This window comes from Citrobacter sp. Igbk 14, from assembly GCF_028069825.1.
GTDB lineage: Bacteria > Pseudomonadota > Gammaproteobacteria > Enterobacterales > Enterobacteriaceae > Citrobacter.
Window position 1 is genome coordinate 1 of record NZ_JANEWM010000047.1, and the last position, 20,634, is coordinate 20,634.

21 protein-coding genes and 1 tRNA gene are annotated in these 20,634 nt (G+C 50.6%); 12 read left to right on the plus strand and 10 right to left on the minus strand.

Annotated elements, in window-relative coordinates; all coding sequences use genetic code 11:
- Positions 1–226 precede the first annotated feature (226 nt).
- Positions 227–314, minus strand: a tRNA-Ser gene (locus tag NNN64_RS16840).
- Between the two features lie 143 nt (positions 315–457).
- A complete protein-coding gene (locus tag NNN64_RS16845) occupies positions 458–2,086 on the minus strand; it encodes an ABC transporter substrate-binding protein (RefSeq protein ID WP_271442096.1) in 1,629 nt (542 codons plus the stop codon).
- Between the two features lie 271 nt (positions 2,087–2,357).
- On the opposite strand from NNN64_RS16845, the gene yccA reads away from it, so the two are divergent.
- On the plus strand, positions 2,358–3,017 hold the full coding sequence (gene yccA / locus NNN64_RS16850) for an FtsH protease modulator YccA (protein ID WP_003035917.1): 660 nt from the start codon (positions 2,358–2,360) through the stop codon (positions 3,015–3,017).
- Positions 3,018–3,105: 88 nt separating this feature from the next.
- Positions 3,106–3,435 (plus strand): sulfurtransferase TusE, encoded by a 330-nt coding sequence (tusE, locus tag NNN64_RS16855; RefSeq protein WP_271442097.1) that lies wholly within the window; start codon positions 3,106–3,108, stop codon positions 3,433–3,435.
- Here the strand turns inward: tusE and yccX are convergent.
- Positions 3,432–3,713 (minus strand): acylphosphatase, encoded by a 282-nt coding sequence (gene yccX, locus NNN64_RS16860; RefSeq protein WP_271442098.1) that lies wholly within the window; start codon positions 3,711–3,713, stop codon positions 3,432–3,434. The genes tusE and yccX overlap by 4 nt on opposite strands.
- Before the next feature lie 94 nt (positions 3,714–3,807).
- Between yccX and rlmI the strand changes: the two genes are divergently transcribed.
- Positions 3,808–4,998: a 23S rRNA (cytosine(1962)-C(5))-methyltransferase RlmI gene (gene rlmI / locus NNN64_RS16865; RefSeq protein ID WP_137382857.1), complete on the plus strand. Its 1,191-nt coding sequence runs from the start codon at positions 3,808–3,810 to the stop codon at positions 4,996–4,998.
- Positions 4,999–5,055: 57 nt separating this feature from the next.
- Positions 5,056–5,373, plus strand: coding sequence for a heat shock protein HspQ (gene hspQ, locus NNN64_RS16870; RefSeq protein ID WP_005123508.1), 318 nt, complete (start codon positions 5,056–5,058; stop codon positions 5,371–5,373).
- Between the two features lie 74 nt (positions 5,374–5,447).
- On the opposite strand, the gene NNN64_RS16875 is transcribed toward hspQ, so the two are convergent.
- Complete coding sequence (locus NNN64_RS16875) at positions 5,448–5,861, minus strand: CoA-binding protein (RefSeq protein ID WP_006685217.1); 414 nt, start codon at positions 5,859–5,861, stop codon at positions 5,448–5,450.
- A 173-nt stretch (positions 5,862–6,034) separates the two neighbouring features.
- Between NNN64_RS16875 and csgI the strand changes: the two genes are divergently transcribed.
- Together csgI and mgsA are read left to right on the plus strand one after the other, a co-directional pair.
- Positions 6,035–6,697: a curli synthesis inhibitor gene (csgI, locus tag NNN64_RS16880; protein ID WP_271442099.1), complete on the plus strand. Its 663-nt coding sequence runs from the start codon at positions 6,035–6,037 to the stop codon at positions 6,695–6,697.
- Between the two features lie 93 nt (positions 6,698–6,790).
- A complete protein-coding gene (mgsA, locus tag NNN64_RS16885) occupies positions 6,791–7,249 on the plus strand; it encodes a methylglyoxal synthase (RefSeq protein WP_137382855.1) in 459 nt (152 codons plus the stop codon).
- Between the two features lie 32 nt (positions 7,250–7,281).
- On the opposite strand, the gene helD is transcribed toward mgsA, so the two are convergent.
- Positions 7,282–9,336, minus strand: coding sequence for a DNA helicase IV (helD, locus tag NNN64_RS16890; RefSeq protein ID WP_271442100.1), 2,055 nt, complete (start codon positions 9,334–9,336; stop codon positions 7,282–7,284).
- 125 nt (positions 9,337–9,461) lie between these two features.
- Here helD and NNN64_RS16895 point away from each other — a divergent pair, with 125 nt between their 5' ends.
- A complete protein-coding gene (locus NNN64_RS16895; protein WP_005123514.1) occupies positions 9,462–9,908 on the plus strand; it encodes a YccF domain-containing protein in 447 nt (148 codons plus the stop codon).
- An 18-nt stretch (positions 9,909–9,926) separates the two neighbouring features.
- Positions 9,927–12,080: a YccS family putative transporter gene (gene yccS / locus NNN64_RS16900; RefSeq protein WP_271442101.1), complete on the plus strand. Its 2,154-nt coding sequence runs from the start codon at positions 9,927–9,929 to the stop codon at positions 12,078–12,080.
- Here the strand turns inward: yccS and NNN64_RS16905 are convergent.
- Positions 12,058–12,672, minus strand: coding sequence for a TfoX/Sxy family DNA transformation protein (locus tag NNN64_RS16905; RefSeq protein ID WP_271442102.1), 615 nt, complete (start codon positions 12,670–12,672; stop codon positions 12,058–12,060). The genes yccS and NNN64_RS16905 overlap by 23 nt on opposite strands.
- A gap of 216 nt (positions 12,673–12,888) precedes the next feature.
- On the opposite strand from NNN64_RS16905, the gene sulA reads away from it, so the two are divergent.
- Together sulA and ompA are read left to right on the plus strand one after the other, a co-directional pair.
- Positions 12,889–13,398 (plus strand): SOS-induced cell division inhibitor SulA, encoded by a 510-nt coding sequence (gene sulA, locus NNN64_RS16910; protein WP_271442103.1) that lies wholly within the window; start codon positions 12,889–12,891, stop codon positions 13,396–13,398.
- Positions 13,399–13,753: 355 nt separating this feature from the next.
- A complete protein-coding gene (gene ompA, locus NNN64_RS16915; RefSeq protein ID WP_048212110.1) occupies positions 13,754–14,803 on the plus strand; it encodes a porin OmpA in 1,050 nt (349 codons plus the stop codon).
- Positions 14,804–14,901: 98 nt separating this feature from the next.
- On the opposite strand, the gene matP is transcribed toward ompA, so the two are convergent.
- Positions 14,902–15,354 (minus strand): macrodomain Ter protein MatP, encoded by a 453-nt coding sequence (gene matP, locus NNN64_RS16920; protein ID WP_005123520.1) that lies wholly within the window; start codon positions 15,352–15,354, stop codon positions 14,902–14,904.
- Positions 15,355–15,539: 185 nt separating this feature from the next.
- On the opposite strand from matP, the gene NNN64_RS16925 reads away from it, so the two are divergent.
- Together NNN64_RS16925 and fabA are read left to right on the plus strand one after the other, a co-directional pair.
- On the plus strand, positions 15,540–17,300 hold the full coding sequence (locus NNN64_RS16925) for a Lon protease family protein (RefSeq protein ID WP_271442104.1): 1,761 nt from the start codon (positions 15,540–15,542) through the stop codon (positions 17,298–17,300).
- A gap of 68 nt (positions 17,301–17,368) precedes the next feature.
- Complete coding sequence (gene fabA / locus NNN64_RS16930) at positions 17,369–17,887, plus strand: bifunctional 3-hydroxydecanoyl-ACP dehydratase/trans-2-decenoyl-ACP isomerase (protein ID WP_003035875.1); 519 nt, start codon at positions 17,369–17,371, stop codon at positions 17,885–17,887.
- A gap of 120 nt (positions 17,888–18,007) precedes the next feature.
- Here the strand turns inward: fabA and rmf are convergent, their stop codons facing one another.
- From rmf to pqiB, 3 genes are all read right to left on the minus strand, one after another.
- A complete protein-coding gene (gene rmf / locus NNN64_RS16935) occupies positions 18,008–18,175 on the minus strand; it encodes a ribosome modulation factor (protein ID WP_003035871.1) in 168 nt (55 codons plus the stop codon).
- A 255-nt stretch (positions 18,176–18,430) separates the two neighbouring features.
- Complete coding sequence (pqiC, locus tag NNN64_RS16940) at positions 18,431–18,994, minus strand: membrane integrity-associated transporter subunit PqiC (RefSeq protein WP_271442105.1); 564 nt, start codon at positions 18,992–18,994, stop codon at positions 18,431–18,433.
- The gene (gene pqiB / locus NNN64_RS16945) at positions 18,991–20,631 is read right to left on the minus strand and encodes an intermembrane transport protein PqiB (protein WP_137382848.1); all 1,641 of its coding nucleotides are present in this window, start codon (positions 20,629–20,631) and stop codon (positions 18,991–18,993) included. The genes pqiC and pqiB overlap by 4 nt, the downstream gene beginning before the upstream one ends.
- Between the last annotated feature and the right edge of the window lie 3 nt (positions 20,632–20,634).

Below are 20,634 nucleotides of genomic sequence, written 5' to 3' on the forward strand. Positions count from 1 at the left end.
CTTAAAATATGAAAAACCCCATCAAAAACCAGAGAGAAATTCATATATAGAATTAGTAAATAGAAGGGAAATAAAAAATAGATTGGATATATTATCGTATTGCTGTCAGGAATCGTCGCTCACTATTGTTTAATCCACAAAATGCAGGAACCAGGGCACGATAGTATCGCTCATCACGTCAGAAACGAAAAAACCCCAGGTAACTAAGTTACCTGGGGTTCATGTTTGGCGGAAGCGTAGAGATTCGAACTCTAGAACCCTTTCGGGTCGCCGGTTTTCAAGACCGGTGCCTTCAACCGCTCGGCCACGCTTCCAATGAGGCGCACTATAAACATCCCGAACGGACCTGTAAAGCACCAATGTGTTCGTTTGCCTGAAAAACAGCCAAAATGTTGTTAATCGACTTAAATAACAACAAATTGACCGTTTATTCAGCACAAATCCGGGATGCTGCTGTTTAATGTTTTTTGATGTACATATCTTTGGTGAAGTAATTCCCACGGTTATCCGGTGCAAATCCGCCTACCCACGGCTTTACCAGGTGTGTGCGGACATAGTGGTAAACCGGAATAGCGGGTACATCCTCGCCTAACACGTCTTCCGCCTGCTGGTAATATTTCCCGCGTTCTGGCAAAGAACGGGCTTTCGCCGCATTACGCATCGCTTCATCGTAGGCTGGATTACTGTATCGGGTGGTGTTTTCACTATCGCCTGTGCGGAAAATGTTGAGGAAACTCGATGCATCGTCGTAATCCGCTATCCATGCATAACGTACGACGTCAAAATTGCCGGTGTGCATGGTATCCAGCATAGTTTTCCATTCCTGGTTCTGCAGCTTTGCCTCAACGCCAAGATTTTTCTTCCACATTGACGAGGCGGCAATCGCGATTCGCTGATGCGTTTCGAAGGTGTTGTAGAGCAGATTTAAGGTAAGCGGATGCTCAGGACCGTACCCCGCTTCCGCCAGCAGTTTTTTTGCCTCAGCAATGCGTTTGTCGAGTGGCCATGATGCGTAGTCCGGCGCATGTAATTTTACCCCGCCAATTTCAGGCTGGCTGATAACCCACGCCGCACGTTGTCCCTGCCCCATCACCTTTTGTGCGATGATGTCTTTATCCAGCGCCATATTCAACGCCCGACGCACGCGCGGGTCGTTAAACGGCGCACGCGTGGTATTAAACTGATAATAATAGGTTGAAAGCTGTGGTGAGACATGGAGTTCATCACCCATCGTCTTTTTCAATTGAGCGAACTGATTGACCGGAACACTAAAAACAATATCGATTTCCCCGGCTTTGTAACGGTTAACGTCTGCGGCCTCTGAACTGATGGGCAAATACGTCACTTTATTAATGACCGTATGCTGATCGTCCCAGTAATGCGGGTTGCGCACGGCAACAATCCGCTCGTTGACGACCCACTGCGACAGCTTATACGCACCACTGCTGACAAAGTGCTCCGGACGAGTCCACTTATCGCCAAAGCGGCCAATCAGTACTTTATCCAGCGGGACCAGTGATGGGTGCGCCAGCATCGCTAAAAATGCCGCTGTCGGCTGCGTCAAGGTAATTTCCAGCGTAGTGTCATTCAGCGCTTTGACCCCAAGCGTAGTGGGATCTTTTTTCCCCTGAGCAATATCAACCGCATTTGCGACATGCATATTGCCCAGATAAGAGGCATAGGGTGAAGTAGTTTGCGGTGAAACCAGTCGCTGCCAGCTCCAGACGACATCCTGTGCAGTAATAGCCGATCCATCTGACCAGGTTATGCCCGGACGTAAATGAAAGGTCCAGACAGTGTTATCTTTATTCTCCCAGGAGGCAGCAAGCCGGGGCGCAATAGTGCCATCCAGGTTTACGGCCACCAGTCCATCGAACATATCGCTGATTAAATTAAACTCAACGTTGCTTTCAACTTTATGCGGATCCAGTGAGGCTGGCTCACTGCCGTTATTTCTGACCAGTTCCTGTTGAGCTGCCAATTCTGTGCCCGCGGGAACTGTCGCAGCGCTCGCCACACCGTTGATAGACATCAAACAGACAGCCAACAGCGTAAATGTAAATACCTTCGATTTATGTTGAGTCATTCCCTTTACCTTATTGCTCTGTTTTATGTTGACACCGCTGTCACTCTTAAAGGCATGTAGGGAATAACGCAATATTTTTCAGTTACCTATCAGATATCGATCTGACATTTTTGCATAAACAGTGGTAACATCTAATCCAGATGCTTTTGCTGAAATAATATGCTTAAGCCCGGCGGGTTAAAATGCGTAAAGATGGGTAAAACCGCTGGGTCGTTACCGGTGATTTCATTATCCTCCATCATTAATTACATCTGTCATAAGAGAGTGACTCATGGATCGTATTATTAGTTCTTCGCGCGATCGTACATCGCTACTCAGCACGCATAAGGTGCTGCGTAATACCTATTTCCTGCTCAGCCTGACGCTGGCGTTTTCAGCGATCACCGCAACAGCCAGTACGGTACTGATGCTGCCGTCTCCGGGTCTGATTCTGACGCTGGTTGGTATGTATGGTCTGATGTTCCTGACCTACAAAACGGCAGATAAACCAGTAGGTATTCTGTCTGCTTTCGCTTTCACCGGTTTCCTGGGTTACATCCTGGGACCGATTCTGAACACTTACCTGTCAGCAGGTATGGGTGACGTGATCGGTATGGCACTGGGTGGTACGGCGCTGGTCTTCTTCAGCTGTTCTGCGTATGTTCTGACCACGCGTAAAGACATGTCCTTCCTCGGCGGTATGCTGATGGCAGGTATCGTGGTAGTGCTGATTGGTATGGTTGCGAATATTTTCCTGCAACTGCCAGCGCTGCATCTGGCGATTAGCGCGGTGTTTATCCTGATTTCTTCAGGTGCCATCCTGTTTGAAACCAGCAACATCATCCGTGGTGGTGAAACCAACTACATCCGTGCAACCGTCAGCCTGTATGTATCGCTGTACAATATCTTCGTCAGCCTGCTGAGCATTCTGGGCTTCGCCAGCCGCGATTGAGATGTCCACACGCATTATCCAGCCCCGCTTATGCGGGGCTTTCTTTTTTGGTAAACTGCCGCAAGTTTGACTAACGCAGTGAAGAATTATGTTGATCTTTGAAGGTAAAGAAATCAGTACTGATAGCGAAGGCTATTTAAAAGACACAACCGAATGGAGCGAGCCGCTGGCAGTTGCCATTGCTGAAAACGAAGGCATTATGCTCTCCGCGGAACACTGGGAAGTGGTGCGTTTCGTACGCGAGTTTTATCTGGAATTTAATACCTCTCCCGCTATTCGTATGCTGGTCAAAGCGATGGCCAACAAATTTGGCGAAGAGAAAGGCAACAGCCGTTATCTCTACCGCCTGTTCCCGAAAGGTCCGGCCAAGCAGGCGACTAAAATTGCCGGTCTGCCGAAACCGGTGAAATGTATTTAATAGCGGATACTAAATCCCGCTAACTCTTCGCCAGGCCGATGCGGTTCGCTGAGAACTCTGTCTACCCTGGCGCTACGCGGGCCCCCGGCTTTTAACCACTTCATCAGTTGTTCTACCCGGTCGCTTTCACCGCAGGCGACAACCTCTACGCTGCCGTCATCCATATTCTTCGCATAGCCAGTCAATCCCAGCCGTTGTGCTTCATGCTGGGTGGTATAGCGAAATCCTACCCCCTGAACCCGGCCATAGACCCAGGCGATTATGCAGACTTTCGACATTGCGGTTCTCCTTATCATCGCGGTGCGCGTTGCAAATACACGTAAAACTCAGGACAATGGCGCCCATTTCTTTGAATTGACAGAATAGTAAATTATGAGTGTACGTTTAGTGTTAGCCAAAGGGCGCGAAAAATCATTACTGCGCCGCCATCCGTGGGTATTTTCCGGTGCCGTCGCACGTATGGAAGGTAAAGCCAACCTCGGTGAGACCATCGATATTGTTGACCATCAGGGTAAATGGTTAGCACGCGGCGCGTACTCACCCGCGTCGCAGATCCGTGCACGCGTCTGGACATTCGACAAGTCTGAATCCATCGATATTGATTTCTTTACCCGCCGTTTGCAACAAGCGCAGAAGTGGCGAGACTGGCTGGCGAAAAAGGACGGGCTGGACAGCTATCGACTGATTGCCGGGGAGTCTGATGGCCTGCCGGGCATCACCATTGACCGTTTCGGTAACTTTCTGGTGCTGCAACTTCTCAGTGCAGGTGCCGAATATCAACGTGCCGCATTGATTAGCGCCCTGCAGATTGTCTTCCCGGAGTGCGCTATTTATGACCGTAGCGATGTTGCCGTGCGTAAAAAAGAAGGCATGGAACTGACTCAGGGCCCCGTCACGGGTGAACTGCCGCCAGCACTGCTGCCGATTGAAGAGCACGGGATGAAACTGCTGGTTGATATTCAGCACGGACATAAAACCGGTTATTACCTCGATCAGCGTGACAGCCGCCTGGCCACGCGTCGTTATGTGGAAAATCAGCGCGTATTGAACTGTTTCTCCTATACCGGTGGATTCGCCGTCTCTGCATTAATGGGCGGCTGCCGCCAGGTCGTCAGCGTTGATACTTCCCAGGAAGCTCTCGATATCGCCCGCCAGAACGTAGAGCTGAACAAGCTGGATCTGAGCAAAGCCGAGTTTGTGCGTGATGACGTGTTCAAGTTGCTGCGCGCCTATCGCGATCGTGGTGAGAAATTTGATGTTATCGTGATGGACCCGCCGAAGTTTGTCGAAAACAAAAGCCAGTTGATGGGTGCCTGCCGTGGCTATAAAGACATCAATATGCTGGCAATTCAGCTGCTGAATCCGGGGGGCGTACTGCTGACATTCTCCTGCTCCGGATTGATGACCACCGATTTATTTCAGAAAATCATCGCCGATGCCGCAATAGATGCCGGGCGTGATGTACAATTTATAGAGCAGTTCCGTCAGGCCGCCGATCATCCTGTGATCGCTACCTACCCGGAAGGGCTGTATCTGAAAGGGTTTGCCTGTCGCATCATGTAACTTGAAAAGTGGAATATTACCCTTACATAGAGGGTATCTATTTCCCGGGAGGTGACTATGATTGCCAGCAAATTCGGTATCGGCCAGCAGGTCCGCCATTCCCTGTTAGGTTACCTCGGAGTGGTCGTGGATATCGACCCGGAATATTCGCTTGATGACCCGTCACCTGATGAGTTGGCGGTAAACGACGAACTTCGCGCCGCTCCCTGGTATCACGTGGTGATGGAAGACGATAATGGCCTGCCAGTACATACGTATCTGGCTGAAGCACAGTTGAGTAGTGAGCTACAAGAAGAACATCCAGAGCAACCGTCGATGGATGAACTGGCACGGACAATCCGTAAACAGCTCCAGGCCCCACGCCTGCGCAACTGACAACATTTCTCCGGCCTACGACAAACACCGTTGTAGGCCGGATATACAATGCGCCATCCGGCAACAGTACAACCTTACTTCGCCAGTCCCAGTCTGGGGATTTCAATCGCCGGGCAACGATCCATTACTACCGCCAGGCCCGCATCGCGCGCCAGCACGGCAGCCTGTTCATTAATCACGCCAAGCTGCATCCACAAGGTCTTCGCGCCAATAGCAATAGCCTCCTGTGCGACTCCCCATGCTGCTTCTGAGTTTCTAAAGACATCCACCATATCCACTTTCTCTGGTACGTCTGCCAGCGTCGCATAGCCCTGCTGTCCCAGCAGCGTCTTCCCGGCAACCTTAGGAGACACGGGGATAACGTGATAGCCCTGATCAAGTAAATACTTCATTACCCGATAGCTCGGGCGATCGGGTTTATCGCTTGCTCCTACCAGCGCAATCGTACGGGTAGATGTCAAAATGCCAGCAATATCGGTCTCTTTCATCGTATTCCTCCAGGCTGTTTTGCAAAGTGTACGACAAACCTGACGTCGCAACCATTCATCCCATACTGGCGCATGAGAGCTAAACTGGAAAATATGTCTATATGTTAGTAAACATGATTGTCGAAAAATTTAGATACATCTTATGCAGATCATTTTCTGGACAGGAGAACCTTATGAAAACCGGCATTGTGACAGCCCTGATTGCTCTGCTTTTGCCGGTAACCGTTTGTGCGACCTCTTTGCGCCTGTCTAATGATATTGACCTTCTGGTGCTGGACGGAAAAAAGGTGTCCAGCTCTTTACTGCGCGGTGCCGACAGTATTGAGCTGGAGAATGGTCGGCATCAGCTTGTCTTTCGCGTTGAGAAAACGATTCGTCTCTCCAGCCATGAAGAACGTCTGTATATTTCTCCTCCGCTGGTCATCAGTTTTGATACTCAGTTGGTTAGTCAAGTCAATTTTCATCTCCCCCGTCTTAACAACGAACGTGACGCGACGCATTTCGATGACGCTCCCCGTGTGGAACTATTAGATGGCGATTCCATGCCCATTCCGGTCAAGCTGGATATTTTGTCGATTACCTCATCGGCAAAAATCGTGGATTACGAACTCGAGACTGAACGCTATAACAAATCGTCTAAGCACGCTTCACTCCCACAATTTGCCACTATGATGGCAGATGACAGCGCATTGCTCTCGGGAGTCTCTGAACTGGATCGGGTGCCGCCACAATCGCAAACACTCACCGAACAGCGTTTGAAATACTGGTTTGGGCAGGCCGATGCGCAAACACGAAGTAATTTTCTGCAATGGGCAGAGAAACAGCCGCCCTCGTGACATTTATGTTCACCTACGCATTTTTTTTGTCTTTCTCTTGCAGCGTCAAGAGCTTCCAGTACTCTGTAGTGAGGTTAACTTGGGAGCTGTACTATGGAACTGACGACTCGCACTTTACCGGCGCGTAAGCATATTGCGCTGGTTGCACATGATCACTGTAAACAGATGCTGATGAGCTGGGTAGAACGCCACCAGCCATTGTTAGAAAAGCATGTCCTCTATGCGACAGGCACGACAGGAAATCTCATTCAACGCGCGACCGGTATGGATGTCAACGCCATGCTCAGCGGTCCAATGGGTGGCGATCAGCAGGTCGGTGCCCTGATCTCTGAAGGGAAAATTGATGTGCTGATCTTCTTCTGGGATCCACTCAACGCCGTGCCTCATGATCCGGATGTTAAAGCCCTTCTGCGCCTGGCCACAGTTTGGAATATTCCGGTTGCCACCAACGTATCTACCGCCGATTTTATTATCCAGTCACCAAACTTCAGCGATGCGACGGACATACTGATCCCGGATTACGCCCGTTATCTGGCTGAGCGCCTCAAATAATCGTCAGACAGGCGGCGGTAGCCGCCTGTTCTTCAGGGTTTTCTCGCTACCGGGACATCCAGTTGTTTTAGTTCATCAACAAAACAAGATGGCGCGTCTTTATTAAACAGCAACCACACCCGATGCCGGGCACGTGTAAGTGCCACGTAGAGCAACCTTCTCTCTTCTGCATCCGGAAAATCCTCGACCATTGGCAGTAATGCTTCTTCCATAATCGACTCACGGGCCGGGGCCGGAAAACCATCGTTGCCATCATGAAGCCCAACGACAATGACATAATCCGCCTGCTGTCCTTTACTGGCATGAATAGTCATAAAATCCAGCTGTAGTTTGGGCCAGCGGGTCGCTGCTTTCTCAAGACTGGCAGGTTTAAGGTGGTGATATCGCGCCAGCACCAGTATGCGTTCTTCTGCTTTCGCAAAGCCGGATAGCTTATCCAATAGCGCATCCAGCTGACTTTCATCGAGCAGAGTAACGGCTTTTCTGTCGCCAGTTGCCAGGCTATTGAGCGGTTTCTTAAGCTGATGCGGGTTTTGTTGGATAAACCGATTGGCTATCTCGCCAATACGGCTATTAAAACGGTATGTCGTATCCAGATCGCAGCGATCGCCCTCACCAAAGTGTTGCCGGAAGGCAGTAGTCAACGAAAGTTGTGCACCACTGAAACGGTAAATGGCCTGCCAGTCATCCCCCACGGCAAATAGCGTGGTCTGTGAGTTTTGCTTGCGCAATGCGGCTAACAGGGCGGCGCGCTGTGGGGAGATATCCTGAAATTCATCAACCAGGATGTGCTTCCAGGGGCTGATAAAGCGCCCTTTCTCCAGAATGACAATGGCCTGATGGATCAATCCTGAAAAATCGACGGCATTCTCTTCTTTCAGAGCGCTTTTCCAGGCCTTGAGCAACGGTGCCATCAGCTTTATACGTTTGCTGAACAGATCGCGGATCGCCTCCGGCGCATTGGCGATCATCTCCGCCTGTGCTCCACCATGCATACGCATCAGGCTAACCCAGCGATCCAGCCGTGAGGCCAGGCGACGCTGTAATTTTTCATCGTCCCAAAAATTGCCTTCTGGCACGGACCACTGCATCTCTTCTTCCAACCACTGTCGCCAGCCTTTAGCCTGTGCTTTTTTCTCGCTGCACTGCTGACGCCATGTGGCGAGAAACAGTTTATTTCTGGCGGCAGTATCATTTTCGAGTTTGCTGACTGTCGGGACTTTTTTGCTACCCTGTTGAATAATATGCAACGCCAGTGAATGGAACGTCCGTGCGGTGACGTCTTGCGTCTGCAGCCGTTCGCGAATGCGCTCATCCATTTCCTGAGCGGCTTTGCGACCAAACGCCAGCAGCAGGATTTGTTCAGCAGCCGCTTCTCCCCGCGCCAGCAACCAGCCCGCACGCGCAACCAGAACGGATGTCTTGCCACTTCCTGCACCCGCAAGCACCAATAGCGACTGCTCGCCATTCACCACCGCACGCGCCTGGGCTGGATTCAGCGGTGAGGACTCAATCTTCTGGAAAAACTCGGTATGCTCCGCCAGCATCGCATCGGTATATGCCTGGTTATGCTGCAAACGACACGCTTCAATGTCCTGCAGCCACGCCTGGCACTGATGCAACGCCTCACGACAATGATCAAATTCTTCCAGCCGACTGACCGGCAGGGGCAACGCGTCAAAAGCACGGCGGATCTGTTGTTGCAATCCGGATGTTTGGCTCCGCGTCAGCCATTTGTTTTCCCCTGTACGCGCGGCAATCGCATCCAACTGTTCCTGTAGCACCCCTGCTGCAACGTCACTCATCTCCTGGCTCCACTGTTGCCAGAGCATGCTCAGATGATGATGGAAACGCTGGGTTTCCGCCCATTCAGTGCCGTGAAGGCGTACAACTTTATCATCAGAAAGCACAAATTCCAGCTCGCCCCATACCAGGCCCCTTTTACAATGGATAGCCAGTAACTGATTGAATGGAATAAGATACTCATGACGGTCGCCGGAGACTTTAATGCCGGCATTGAGAATAACGGCCCGATCGTAAGGGTGTTGCGCCAGACGTTTTCCCAGAGAAGTTGCTTTCAGTTCCATAAGACTTACGCGGATCCACACGAAGAGGTTTGCTTATCAGTGTAACCGCCAGAGAAAACGTGCTCCAGCCCAAAAAAACGTTACAATTGCCAAACTCACAGAAAACCAGAGTTAACCGAGGGTTTATGCGTACTGTTCTGAATATTTTAAATTTTGTGCTTGGGGGATTCGCCACTACCTTAGCCTGGTTACTGGCGACGTTAGTCAGTATTGTGCTTATCTTCACACTACCCTTGACCCGCTCCTGCTGGGAAATCACACGCTTGTCGCTGTTCCCCTACGGTAATGAAGCGATTCACGTTGATGAACTCAACCCGGCGGGTAAAAACGTGCTTCTGAATACCGGCGGCACGCTGCTCAATATTTTCTGGCTGATTTTCTTCGGCTGGTGGCTGTGCCTGATGCATATTGTTTCCGGTATTGCCCAGTGCATTACGATTATTGGTATTCCGGTAGGTATTGCGAACTTTAAAATCGCCGCAATTGCACTCTGGCCCGTTGGTCGTCGCGTGGTTTCAGTCGAAGTTGCCCGTGCCGCACGCGAAGCCAACGCGCGTCGTCGCTTTGAATAATCGGAACTGATGGCCTTTATGTTAAGTCCACTGCTTAAACGCTATACCTGGAACAGCACCTGGCTGTACTACGTGCGAATTTTTATCGCACTTTGCGGTACTACGGCGCTGCCGTGGTGGCTGGGTGACGTCAAACTGACCATCCCGCTAACGCTGGGTATGGTTGCTGCCGCGCTGACCGATCTGGACGATCGGCTCGCGGGTCGTCTGCGCAATTTGATCATTACACTAATCTGCTTTTTTATTGCCTCGGCCTCCGTCGAATTGCTCTTCCCCTGGCCGTGGCTTTTCGCGATTGGATTAACGCTTTCCACCAGCGGCTTTATTTTGCTGGGAGGCTTAGGTCAGCGTTATGCGACCATCGCTTTTGGTGCATTACTGATCGCCATTTACACCATGCTGGGCACATCACTTTACGATCAGTGGTACCAGCAACCGATCCTGCTGCTTGCTGGCGCCATCTGGTATAACCTTCTGACGCTTATCGGTCACCTTCTGTTCCCGATTCGTCCACTGCAGGACAATCTGGCGCGCAGCTACGAACAGCTGGCACACTACCTGGAGCTGAAATCCCGCCTTTTTGATCCCGACATCGAAGACGAAAGCCAGGCCCCCTTGTATGACTTAGCGCTGGCCAATGGGCAACTGATGGCGACGTTGAACCAAACAAAAATATCATTACTCACCCGTCTGCGCGGTGACCGTGGACAGCGAGGAACCCGCCGCACACTGCATTACTATTTTGTCGCGCAGGATATTCACGAACGCGCAAGTTCCTCACATATTCAGTACCAGACGCTACGCGACCATTTCCGTCACAGCGATGTGATGTTTCGTTTCCAGCGATTAATGTCGATGCAGGGACAAGCCTGTACACAACTGTCTCGCTGCATTTTGCTACGCACCCCTTACCAGCACGATCCACACTTTGAGCGCGTCTTTACACATATCGATGCCGCCCTTGAGCGCATGCGTACAAGCGGTGCCCCTGCAGACCTGCTCAATACGCTGGGATTCTTACTATCAAATCTGCGGGCTATCGATGCGCAACTGGCCACCATTGAGTCTGAGCAGGCCCAGGTACTTTCGCGCAATGAGTCAGAAAATCAGCTTGCCGATGACAGTCCGCATGGATTCAGTGATATCTGGCTGCGTCTGAGTCGCAATTTTACGCCGGAGTCGGCGCTGTTTCGTCACGCGGTTCGCATGTCGCTGGTGCTCTGCGTCGGGTACGCCATTATCCAGATAACGGGTATGAACCATGGCTACTGGATACTACTGACCAGCCTGTTTGTCTGCCAACCCAACTACAACGCCACACGACATCGTCTGGCGTTAAGGATTATCGGCACATTAGTTGGGATAGCGATTGGGTTGCCCATCCTGTGGTTCGTCCCATCTCTGGAAGGGCAATTAATACTGCTGGTGATCACTGGCGTGCTCTTTTTCGCTTTCCGCAATGTTCAGTACGCGCATGCAACAATGTTTATCACGTTGCTCGTATTACTGTGCTTTAACCTGCTTGGAGAAGGGTTTGAAGTCGCACTGCCGCGCGTCATCGATACGCTGATAGGTTGTGCCATCGCATGGGCAGCCGTCAGTTTCATCTGGCCAGACTGGCGTTTTCGCAACCTGCCACGGGTGATTGAACGGGCGACCGATGCAAACTGTCGTTACCTTGACGCCATTCTCGAACAATATCATCAGGGGCGAGACAATCGTCTGGCATACCGTATTGCACGCCGTGATGCGCATAATCGTGATGCGGAGCTGGCATCCGTGGTGTCGAATATGTCGAGTGAACCGGATGTCACCGCTCAAACGCGCGAAACGGCATTCCGCTTGCTGTGCCTCAACCATACCTTTACCAGTTATATCTCGGCGCTGGGCGCACACCGTGAACAGTTAACTAACCCGGACGTTCTGGCATTACTGGACGACGCCGTTTGCTATGTTGATGATGCACTGCACCATCAACCCGCTGACGAGCAGCGCGTATACCAGGCGCTTGAAGGACTGAAGCAACGGATTCAGCATCTCGAACCACGCCCGGACAGTAAAGAACCGCTGGTCGTACAGCAAGTTGGCCTATTGATAGCACTACTACCAGAAATCAGACGATTACAGCAGCAAATTGCCGCATTGCCGTCTAGTACACCGGTTCAGGCGTAAGAGAACTCACCCACTCCACAAGCTCCTGGCGACGAATCGCCGGGAGCGCCGCCTCATGAATCCCCCCAATCGCGCCTTCAAGGGCATAGAGTATTTTCACCGTCAGGGCGGGATTAACCTGTCGCAGTTTCAACCAGCACATTTTTGCCCCCAACATGCGTAATGTGCTTTCATCTTTTATACCTGCTTCATTCAGCAGAGTTTCCAGATGAAATGTCATGTTCGGCAGTCCACGCAGGCGATGCTGTGCAAAACGACTTTGTTTTTCTTTTAACGCCGCATCCAGTGAATACCGTGATAGCGACACCAGTTGTTGCTGGTTTTGCCACAGCGTATCGTTCACCTGATAATAATTGAGCACCACCGGACGTCCACGTTTTATAAATGTCAGCCAGACAGGGGAATGTTTTACACAGTACTGCGCGCTCTGTTCACAGGCCCGAAGATATAACTCGCCACTAGCGACCATAGCGAATACCGTGTCGTCGACTGTCAGGCTATAACCACCAAACAGCGATCGATAACGAATAGTCCCCAATGACGCCAGATATTCTTGTGATTTATAGATCCTTGCATAAGAAAGTTTTTTCATAAAAATCCTTTTAAATCATAACGTAATAAAATGATTTGCAGTAGCGGATCCGTTAATGACGAAAATAGGCAACTTATTCGCAAGGGGCAAGATGAATTTTGTTTTTCCCATAACAACAACCAAAAACTGCGAACCTGTTTCAGAAAATAAGGTTGATCTTTAGTGATAGCAGGGTTACTGTATATCCATACAGTAACTCACAGGGCTGGATTGATTATGTACACTTCAGGCTACGCAAATCGTTCTTCGTCGTTCTCTTCCGCATCAAGCAAAATTGCGCGCGTGTCGTCAGAGCACACTACCGCTGGGCTTATCAGTGAAGTGGTCTATCGCGAGGACCAGCCCATGATGACGCAACTCCTGCTTCTTCCTCTGCTTCAGCAATTAGGTCAGCAGTCGCGCTGGCAGCTCTGGCTGACGCCTCAACAAAAACTGAGCCGCGAGTGGGTGCAGTCGGCCGGGCTCCCATTGACGAAAGTCATGCAAATTAGCCAACTCTCTCCCTGCCATACGCTGGAATCAATGGTCCGTGCGCTGCGCACAGGGAATTACAGTGTGGTTATCGGCTGGCTGACGGAAGAATTAACAGAAGATGAACATGCAGAACTGGTGAAAGCGGCAGATGAGGGAAACGCAATGGGATTTATCATGCGTCCTGTACGCGCTCAGACACTTGCGGGGAGACACCATTCCGGGCTAAAAATTCACTCGAATTTGTATCATTGAGTAAAATTAGGAATTATCCTGGGATTTTTTTTCACCCTCAAATTCAGCTTTGAGCTTTAACACATTTTTTGTGAGAACGCCTGTGTGAAGCGGTTTCCGCGATAGTGGCTGTACAATTAATCATCCATAAATGTTAAATATTGTGTATACAAGCCTTTTTTTTTCATATGCCTGACGGACTTCACACTTGTAAGTTTTCGAGTACGTTGTAGACTTTACATCGCCAGGGGTGCTCGGCTTAAGCCGCAGATATCGGTAGAGTAACTATTGAACTGGTCCCCGGGTGAAGGATTTAACCGTGTTATCTCTCTGGAGATATTCATGGCGAATTTTGGATGATAACGAGGCGCATAAAATGAAAAAGACAGCTATCGCAATTGCAGTGGCACTGGCTGGTTTCGCTACCGTGGCGCAGGCCGCTCCGAAAGATAACACCTGGTATACTGGTGCTAAACTGGGTTGGTCCCAGTTCCATGACATCGGCAACAATCAGATCAACAACAACGGACCGACCCACGAAAGCCAACTGGGTGCTGGTGCGTTCGGTGGTTACCAGGTTAACCCGTACGTTGGTTTTGAAATGGGTTACGACTGGTTAGGTCGTATGCCGTACAAAGGCAACACTGAAAATGGCGCATTCAAAGCTCAGGGCGTTCAGCTGACCGCTAAACTGGGTTACCCAATCACTGACGATCTGGACGTTTATACCCGTCTGGGTGGTATGGTTTGGCGTGCAGATGCTAAAAACAACGACGGCTTCAAAGACCACGACACTGGTGTATCCCCAGTATTCGCTGGCGGCGTAGAGTATGCAATTACTCCTGAAATCGCTACCCGTCTGGAATACCAGTGGACTAACAACATCGGTGACGCGAACACCGTTGGTGGTCGTCCAGACAACGGTCTGTTGAGCGTTGGTGTTTCTTACCGTTTCGGCCAGCAGGAAGAAGCAGCTCCGGTAGTTGCTCCGGCTCCGGCTCCGGCTCCAGAAGTACAGACCAAACACTTCACTCTGAAGTCTGACGTTCTGTTCAACTTCAACAAAGCGACTCTGAAACCAGAAGGCCAGCAGGCTCTGGATCAGATGTACAGCCAGCTGAGCAACCTGGATCCGAAAGACGGTTCCGTCGTTGTTCTGGGCTTCACTGACCGCATCGGTTCTGACGCTTACAACCAGGGTCTGTCTGAGAAACGTGCTCAGTCCGTTGTTGATTACCTGATCTCTAAAGGTATCCCTTCTGACAAAATCTCCGCACGTGGTATGGGCGAATCCAACCCGGTTACTGGCAACACCTGTGACAACGTGAAAGCTCGCGCTGCACTGATCGACTGCCTGGCTCCGGATCGTCGTGTTGAGATCGAAGTTAAAGGCATCAAAGACGTTGTAACTCAGCCTCAGGCTTAAGTTATCGTCTTATAAAAAAACCCCGCCTGGCGGGGTTTTTTTTTACCTGCATATCATTCAAAAACACAGGTACGCTCCATATTGACGTTACCCGTACCCTACTCTTTACCCAGTAACGCCTGAAGATCCTGCTTCAATGTCGACATCTTGTTCGCATACTTTTCTTTATGCTCCGCATCTTCAATCAACTGCACAATCGTTTCTGAGAGCGTTTTACCACGTCGCTGCGCAAGCCCGGCTAAACGCTGCCAGACCATAAACTCCAGATCGATCGATTTCTTACGCGTATGTTGATGTTCTGCATTAAAGTGCCGCTTACGCCTCGCCCGGATCGTTTGCTTCATGCGATTGAGCAGTGCTGGGTTCATGTATTCTTCAATCCAGGCGTTGACCCGAACCGGTTCATTTTCGAGGGTTAGCAACAAATCAACGGCTTCTTTGGCAGCACTGGCTTCCACATAGCGGGTAATCAACTCCCCCTCGCGATGCTTCTTCACCAGGTACTTCCATTTCCATCCGCTTTCAAGATTTTCAAGTTGTTGATATTTCATTGCGATCTCAATGTTACCGTGTAACTCTTATCAGAATATCAGCTTTTTGGGCATCTGAAGAAAAGAATATCCAGCCTGTGAACTGTCGCGCGTCATCACATCCGTTTAGCGGTGCTTTCCACGTGTGCAGTGCTGATGGTTACGGTATAATCTCGTTTTTTACAACAGACTAAAAAACATCAACTTTGACCATTACGAAACTTGCATGGCGTGATCTGGTTCCTGATACCGACAGCTATCAGGAAATATTTGCACAGCCGCACGTCACTGACGACACCGACACCTTACTCAGTGATACTCAGCCACGTTTACAATTCGCGCTAGAGCAGCTTCTTCAGCACTGGGCTACGTCCTCGTTTATGCTGGTGAAAGCGCCCGAAGAGCTGGAGTATCTCAATCTTATTGCAACGGCTGCACGTACCTTGCATACGGATGCCGATAGGTTAACCGGGGGGCATTACGATGTATCCGGCCACACTATTCGTTACCGCGCAGCGGAGAAAGCAGACGACAACTTTGCAACGTTAACTCAGGTGGTTAATGCGGACTGGGTTGAGGCCGAACAGCTGTTTGGCTGCCTGCGCCAGTTCAATGGCGAAATTACGCTGCAACCGGGACTGGTCCATCAGGCCAACGGCGGTGTGCTGGTTATCTCATTGCGCACACTTCTGGCTCAGCCGTTGTTGTGGATGCGCCTGAAAGCCATTGTCAGCCACGAGCGTTTTGACTGGGTGGCCTTTGACGAGTCTCGCCCCCTGCCAGTCTCCGTCCCTTCTATGCCGCTTAAACTGAGAGTGGTGTTGGTCGGCGAACGTGAATCGCTGGCAGACTTCCAGGAAATGGAACCAGAACTTGCAGAACAGGCTATCTACAGCGAATTTGAAGATAACTTGCAGATAGTGGATGCCGAAACCATGACACAGTGGTGTCAGTGGGTAACGCATACTGCCCGACGCAACAATTTGCCCTATCCCGCTGCCGATGCATGGCAGGTTCTCATCCGTGAAGCTGTTCGCTACACCGGCGAGCAGGACACGCTGCCGCTTAATCCGCTCTGGATCACTCGCCAGTTCAAAGAAGTGTCCCCTCTTTGCGACAGTGATACCTGCACTGCGGAGCAATTGAGCCTGATGCTTGCTCAACGTGAGTGGCGAGAAGGATTCCTCTCCGAACGGATGCAGGATGAGATCCTGCAAGAGCAGATCCTCATTGAAACGGAAGGCGAGCGTATTGGGCAAATAAACGCCCTGTCGGTGATCGAATTTCCAGGTCATCCCCGCGCGTTTGGTGAACCTTCACGTATCAGTTGCGTCGTGCATATTGGCGATGGCGAATTTACCGATATTGAACGTAAAGCAGAGTTGGGCGGAAACATTCATGCCAAAGGTATGATGATTATGCAGGCGTTCCTGATGTCGGAACTCCAGCTTGAACAGCAAATACCGTTCTCTGCCTCTCTGACATTTGAGCAATCATACAGTGAAGTAGACGGTGACAGCGCCTCAATGGCAGAACTGTGTGCGCTGATCAGCGCCCTCGCTGACGTTCCTGTCAATCAAAGCATCGCGATAACCGGTTCTGTCGATCAGTTTGGTCGTGCTCAACCTGTCGGCGGTCTGAATGAAAAAATTGAAGGCTTCTTTGCCATCTGCCAGCAGCGTGAATTAACGGGGACTCAGGGGGTGATTATCCCTACAGCCAACGTCAGACATCTGAGCCTTCCACCCGCACTGCTGCAGGCAGTAGAAGAAGAAAAATTCACTATCTGGGCAGTAGACGACGTAACCGATGCGCTGCCACTGCTATTAAATTTGGTGTGGGATGGCGAAGGTCAGACGACGCTGATGCAAACTATCCAGGAGCGTATTGCTGCGGCAACGCAACAGGAAGGCCGTCATCGTTTTCCATGGCCGCTACGTTGGCTGAATTGGATTATTCCGAACTGATCGGACTTGTTCAGCGTACACGTGTTAGCTATCCTGCGTGCTTCAATAAAATAAGGCTTACAGAGAACATGGTAGATAAACGCGAATCCTATACAAAAGAAGACCTTCTTGCCTCTGGTCGCGGTGAGCTGTTTGGTGCTAAAGGCCCACAACTGCCTGCACCAAGCATGCTGATGATGGATCGTGTCATCAAGATGACCGAAACCGGCGGCAACTTTGACAAAGGTTATGTGGAAGCTGAACTGGACATCAACCCGGACCTGTGGTTCTTCGGATGCCATTTTATCGGCGATCCGGTAATGCCTGGTTGCCTGGGTCTGGATGCCATGTGGCAGCTGGTTGGATTCTATCTCGGCTGGTTGGGCGGCGAAGGTAAAGGCCGTGCGCTGGGCGTGGGCGAAGTGAAATTCACAGGTCAGGTTCTGCCGACCGCGAAGAAAGTCACCTACCGCATTCACTTCAAACGCATCGTTAACCGCCGCCTGATCATGGGTCTGGCTGATGGTGAAGTGCTGGTTGATGGTCGTCTGATCTACACCGCAAATGATCTGAAAGTGGGTCTGTTCCAGGACACCTCGGCGTTCTAATTGCAGACATCTGTAGATCTGGTGTGCGACATGGCCGAATGACCACGTACGTTAATTTGCCGGTCTACAAAAGGCGAAACCTCCGCTCTGCGGAGGTTTCTTTTATCTAAAGAGACAGAATCAGGCCATTAAAACCCTATCCCCCATGGCTTCTCGCCAGCCTCCCAGCCAGTATGACCTCTGATTCAGCGTCTGATAGGGACACATTTCTTTTGAGCGTCCGGCAATGCCGGCCTGATATCCACGTTGATGTGCCCGTTCCAGGCGATCTCGTTTTTGTCTCTTCATGCCTCGTTTCCCTCATTTTTGGGTCTGGTGGAAAAGAAAACAGTGATTACTAAGTGTGCAATCACACTAAACGAATACCCCTAAACATCAGGCTCGTCAATGCGCAAAATTCACGCCAGTGTCATATTTGTGAGCTAGCTGGTAAATCATTTGTACAAAAATTCTCTGTCAGAACAGCTACCTCAACCACTAAAAAAATAAAAAAACCGCCTCTGACAATGAGCCTGAGGCGGCATAATTTACAATTATTTAAGCTTATGGAATGCGTTTCAGCTCTTGTGCGATTGCCGTCGCTTCCTGACTCCAGGCGATGGCCAGAACTTTCACCATTTCATCGTAGCCATCCTGCGTCTGTACAACTTCGATATGGAACGGACGCTTGATTAATTGCCCCTGGTGATTAAGCAACCATTCACCGCTGACAATCACTTTGCCATCGTAACGTCCGTGAAAGCCTGTCACCGTCACGTTAAGCGTATCCTGAGTGCTTCCCAACGGCTGAGATGCAACCACCCAGCCAGGAAGTTGCATACTGAGATTTGCGACAAGGGTATTACGCAACTGCTGATCCAGTGGGCTGGCCCAGAGATTGTTATTCGCTATCACATACTTCACGTCGCTGGTCTGGTACACCACACCATTCCCCGCCAGGTAATCAGGTACTGCAACCTGTTCAACCCACAGCAGGCGGTTGCCCTGATTAGCTGAACTTTGTACCCCCCCTTGCGCAATGGGGAGCTGATAATAGCTTTTATTCTCTCCGCTGGAGCTACATGACGTCAGCCAGACCGCCATCATCACCACTAGCCACTTTTTCATTGTTTCGCCCTCTTCGGCTCTGGATCTTTTTTGTCCTTCGCTTCAAACACCAGCGCGTTACTCTTGTCGTTCAGCGTTTTCAGAACCGGCTGCAGTTCACGCAGTACCTGATCAAGACGCTGCATATCTGCCACCATCTTGTTGTAGGCCGCAGAACCCGGCTGGAAGCCCTGCATGCTGCGATTCAGCTCACGCAACGTATTCTGCATATCCGCAGGAAGCTGCTGCATCGACTGGCTGGACGTGATCTTATTCATGTTATCCAGCGTAGTTTGCAGATGCTTCATCGTGCGCTGGCTTTCCGACAGCGTATTGGTTGCCTGCTCAATCATCGGGTTCAGCGGTAGACTATTAATCTTATCCAACGCTTCCATCAGACGCTGCTGAATCTGCGCCAGACCGCCGCTCACTGTTGGAATAATTTGATAACCATTAAACTCGCGTACCCCTGTAATTGGCGGCTCTTTCGGGTAAAAGTCGAGATCGACATACAGCGCGCCGGTCACCAGATTCCCCGTCTTCAATGACCCTCTCAGTCCACGTTTGAGCAACTCAGCAAGATGAGCCCCCACATCGGTGTCTTCACCCAACTGCGCTTTCAGCCGTTCAGGTTCGATACGCACCAGAACGGGAATGCGGTAATCGTTGTTAAATACCTGGCGCATATTTGGCGCAAAGAAAGGCACTTTACTTACGGTACCCAGGCGTATGCCACGGAACTCCAACGGCGCCCCCGGCTGCAGACCACGAATTGAGTCCTTGAAGAACATCAGGTAATCAATGTGATCGGTATACAAGGAATCCTGAATACTTTTTTGATCGTCATACAGATTAAAAGAGGAGTGCTGTTCAACCGGTTGGCCTTGTTCCAGCCCTTCCGGTACGTCAAAGCTGACTCCGCCGCCAAACAGCGTGGTGAGCGAGCCCATTTCCACTCGCATACCCGCCGAAGTGAGATCGACGGCAATACCGCTGTCCTTCCAGAAACGGACATTACTGGTTACCAGTCGATCGTTTGGCGCATTGATGAAAAGCTGGTAACTGATCGTACGTTTTTGCGCATCAAACGTACTGGTCTCAACCGAGCCCACGCGATATCCACGGAACAGAACCGGGTCACCCGGACTCAATTGTCCTGCTTTTTTACTGTCCAGGATCACGCGGATCCCTTTTGCATCAGGCGGTGCCAGCGGTGGAGAATCGAGCAATTGGTAATTTTCCAGCTTGCTGCCTTTATTACCGGGTTGCAGCTCAATATATGCCCCGGACAACAGCGTTCCCAGGCCACTGATACCTTCACGTCCCACTTGCGGCTTCACCACCCAAAAGACCGAATCTTTATGCAGCAGCTTTTCCATCCCGGAATTGAGACGTGCTTTAATTTCCACATGGGTCAAATCATCCGTCAGGGTAGCGCTTTCAACCACGCCGACATCCACACTACGGCTTTTAATCGTCGTTTTACCCCCTTCAATACCTTCGGCATTGGTCGTAATCAACGTGACTTCCGGCCCCTGATGGCTGTAGTGGTAAAACAGAACCCATGCGCCAATGAGTGCAGTGACGATCGGAAATATCCACACGGGCGACCAGTTTTTTACCTTCTGCACTTTGGCTTCCCCACTTTTAGATTCCATGCT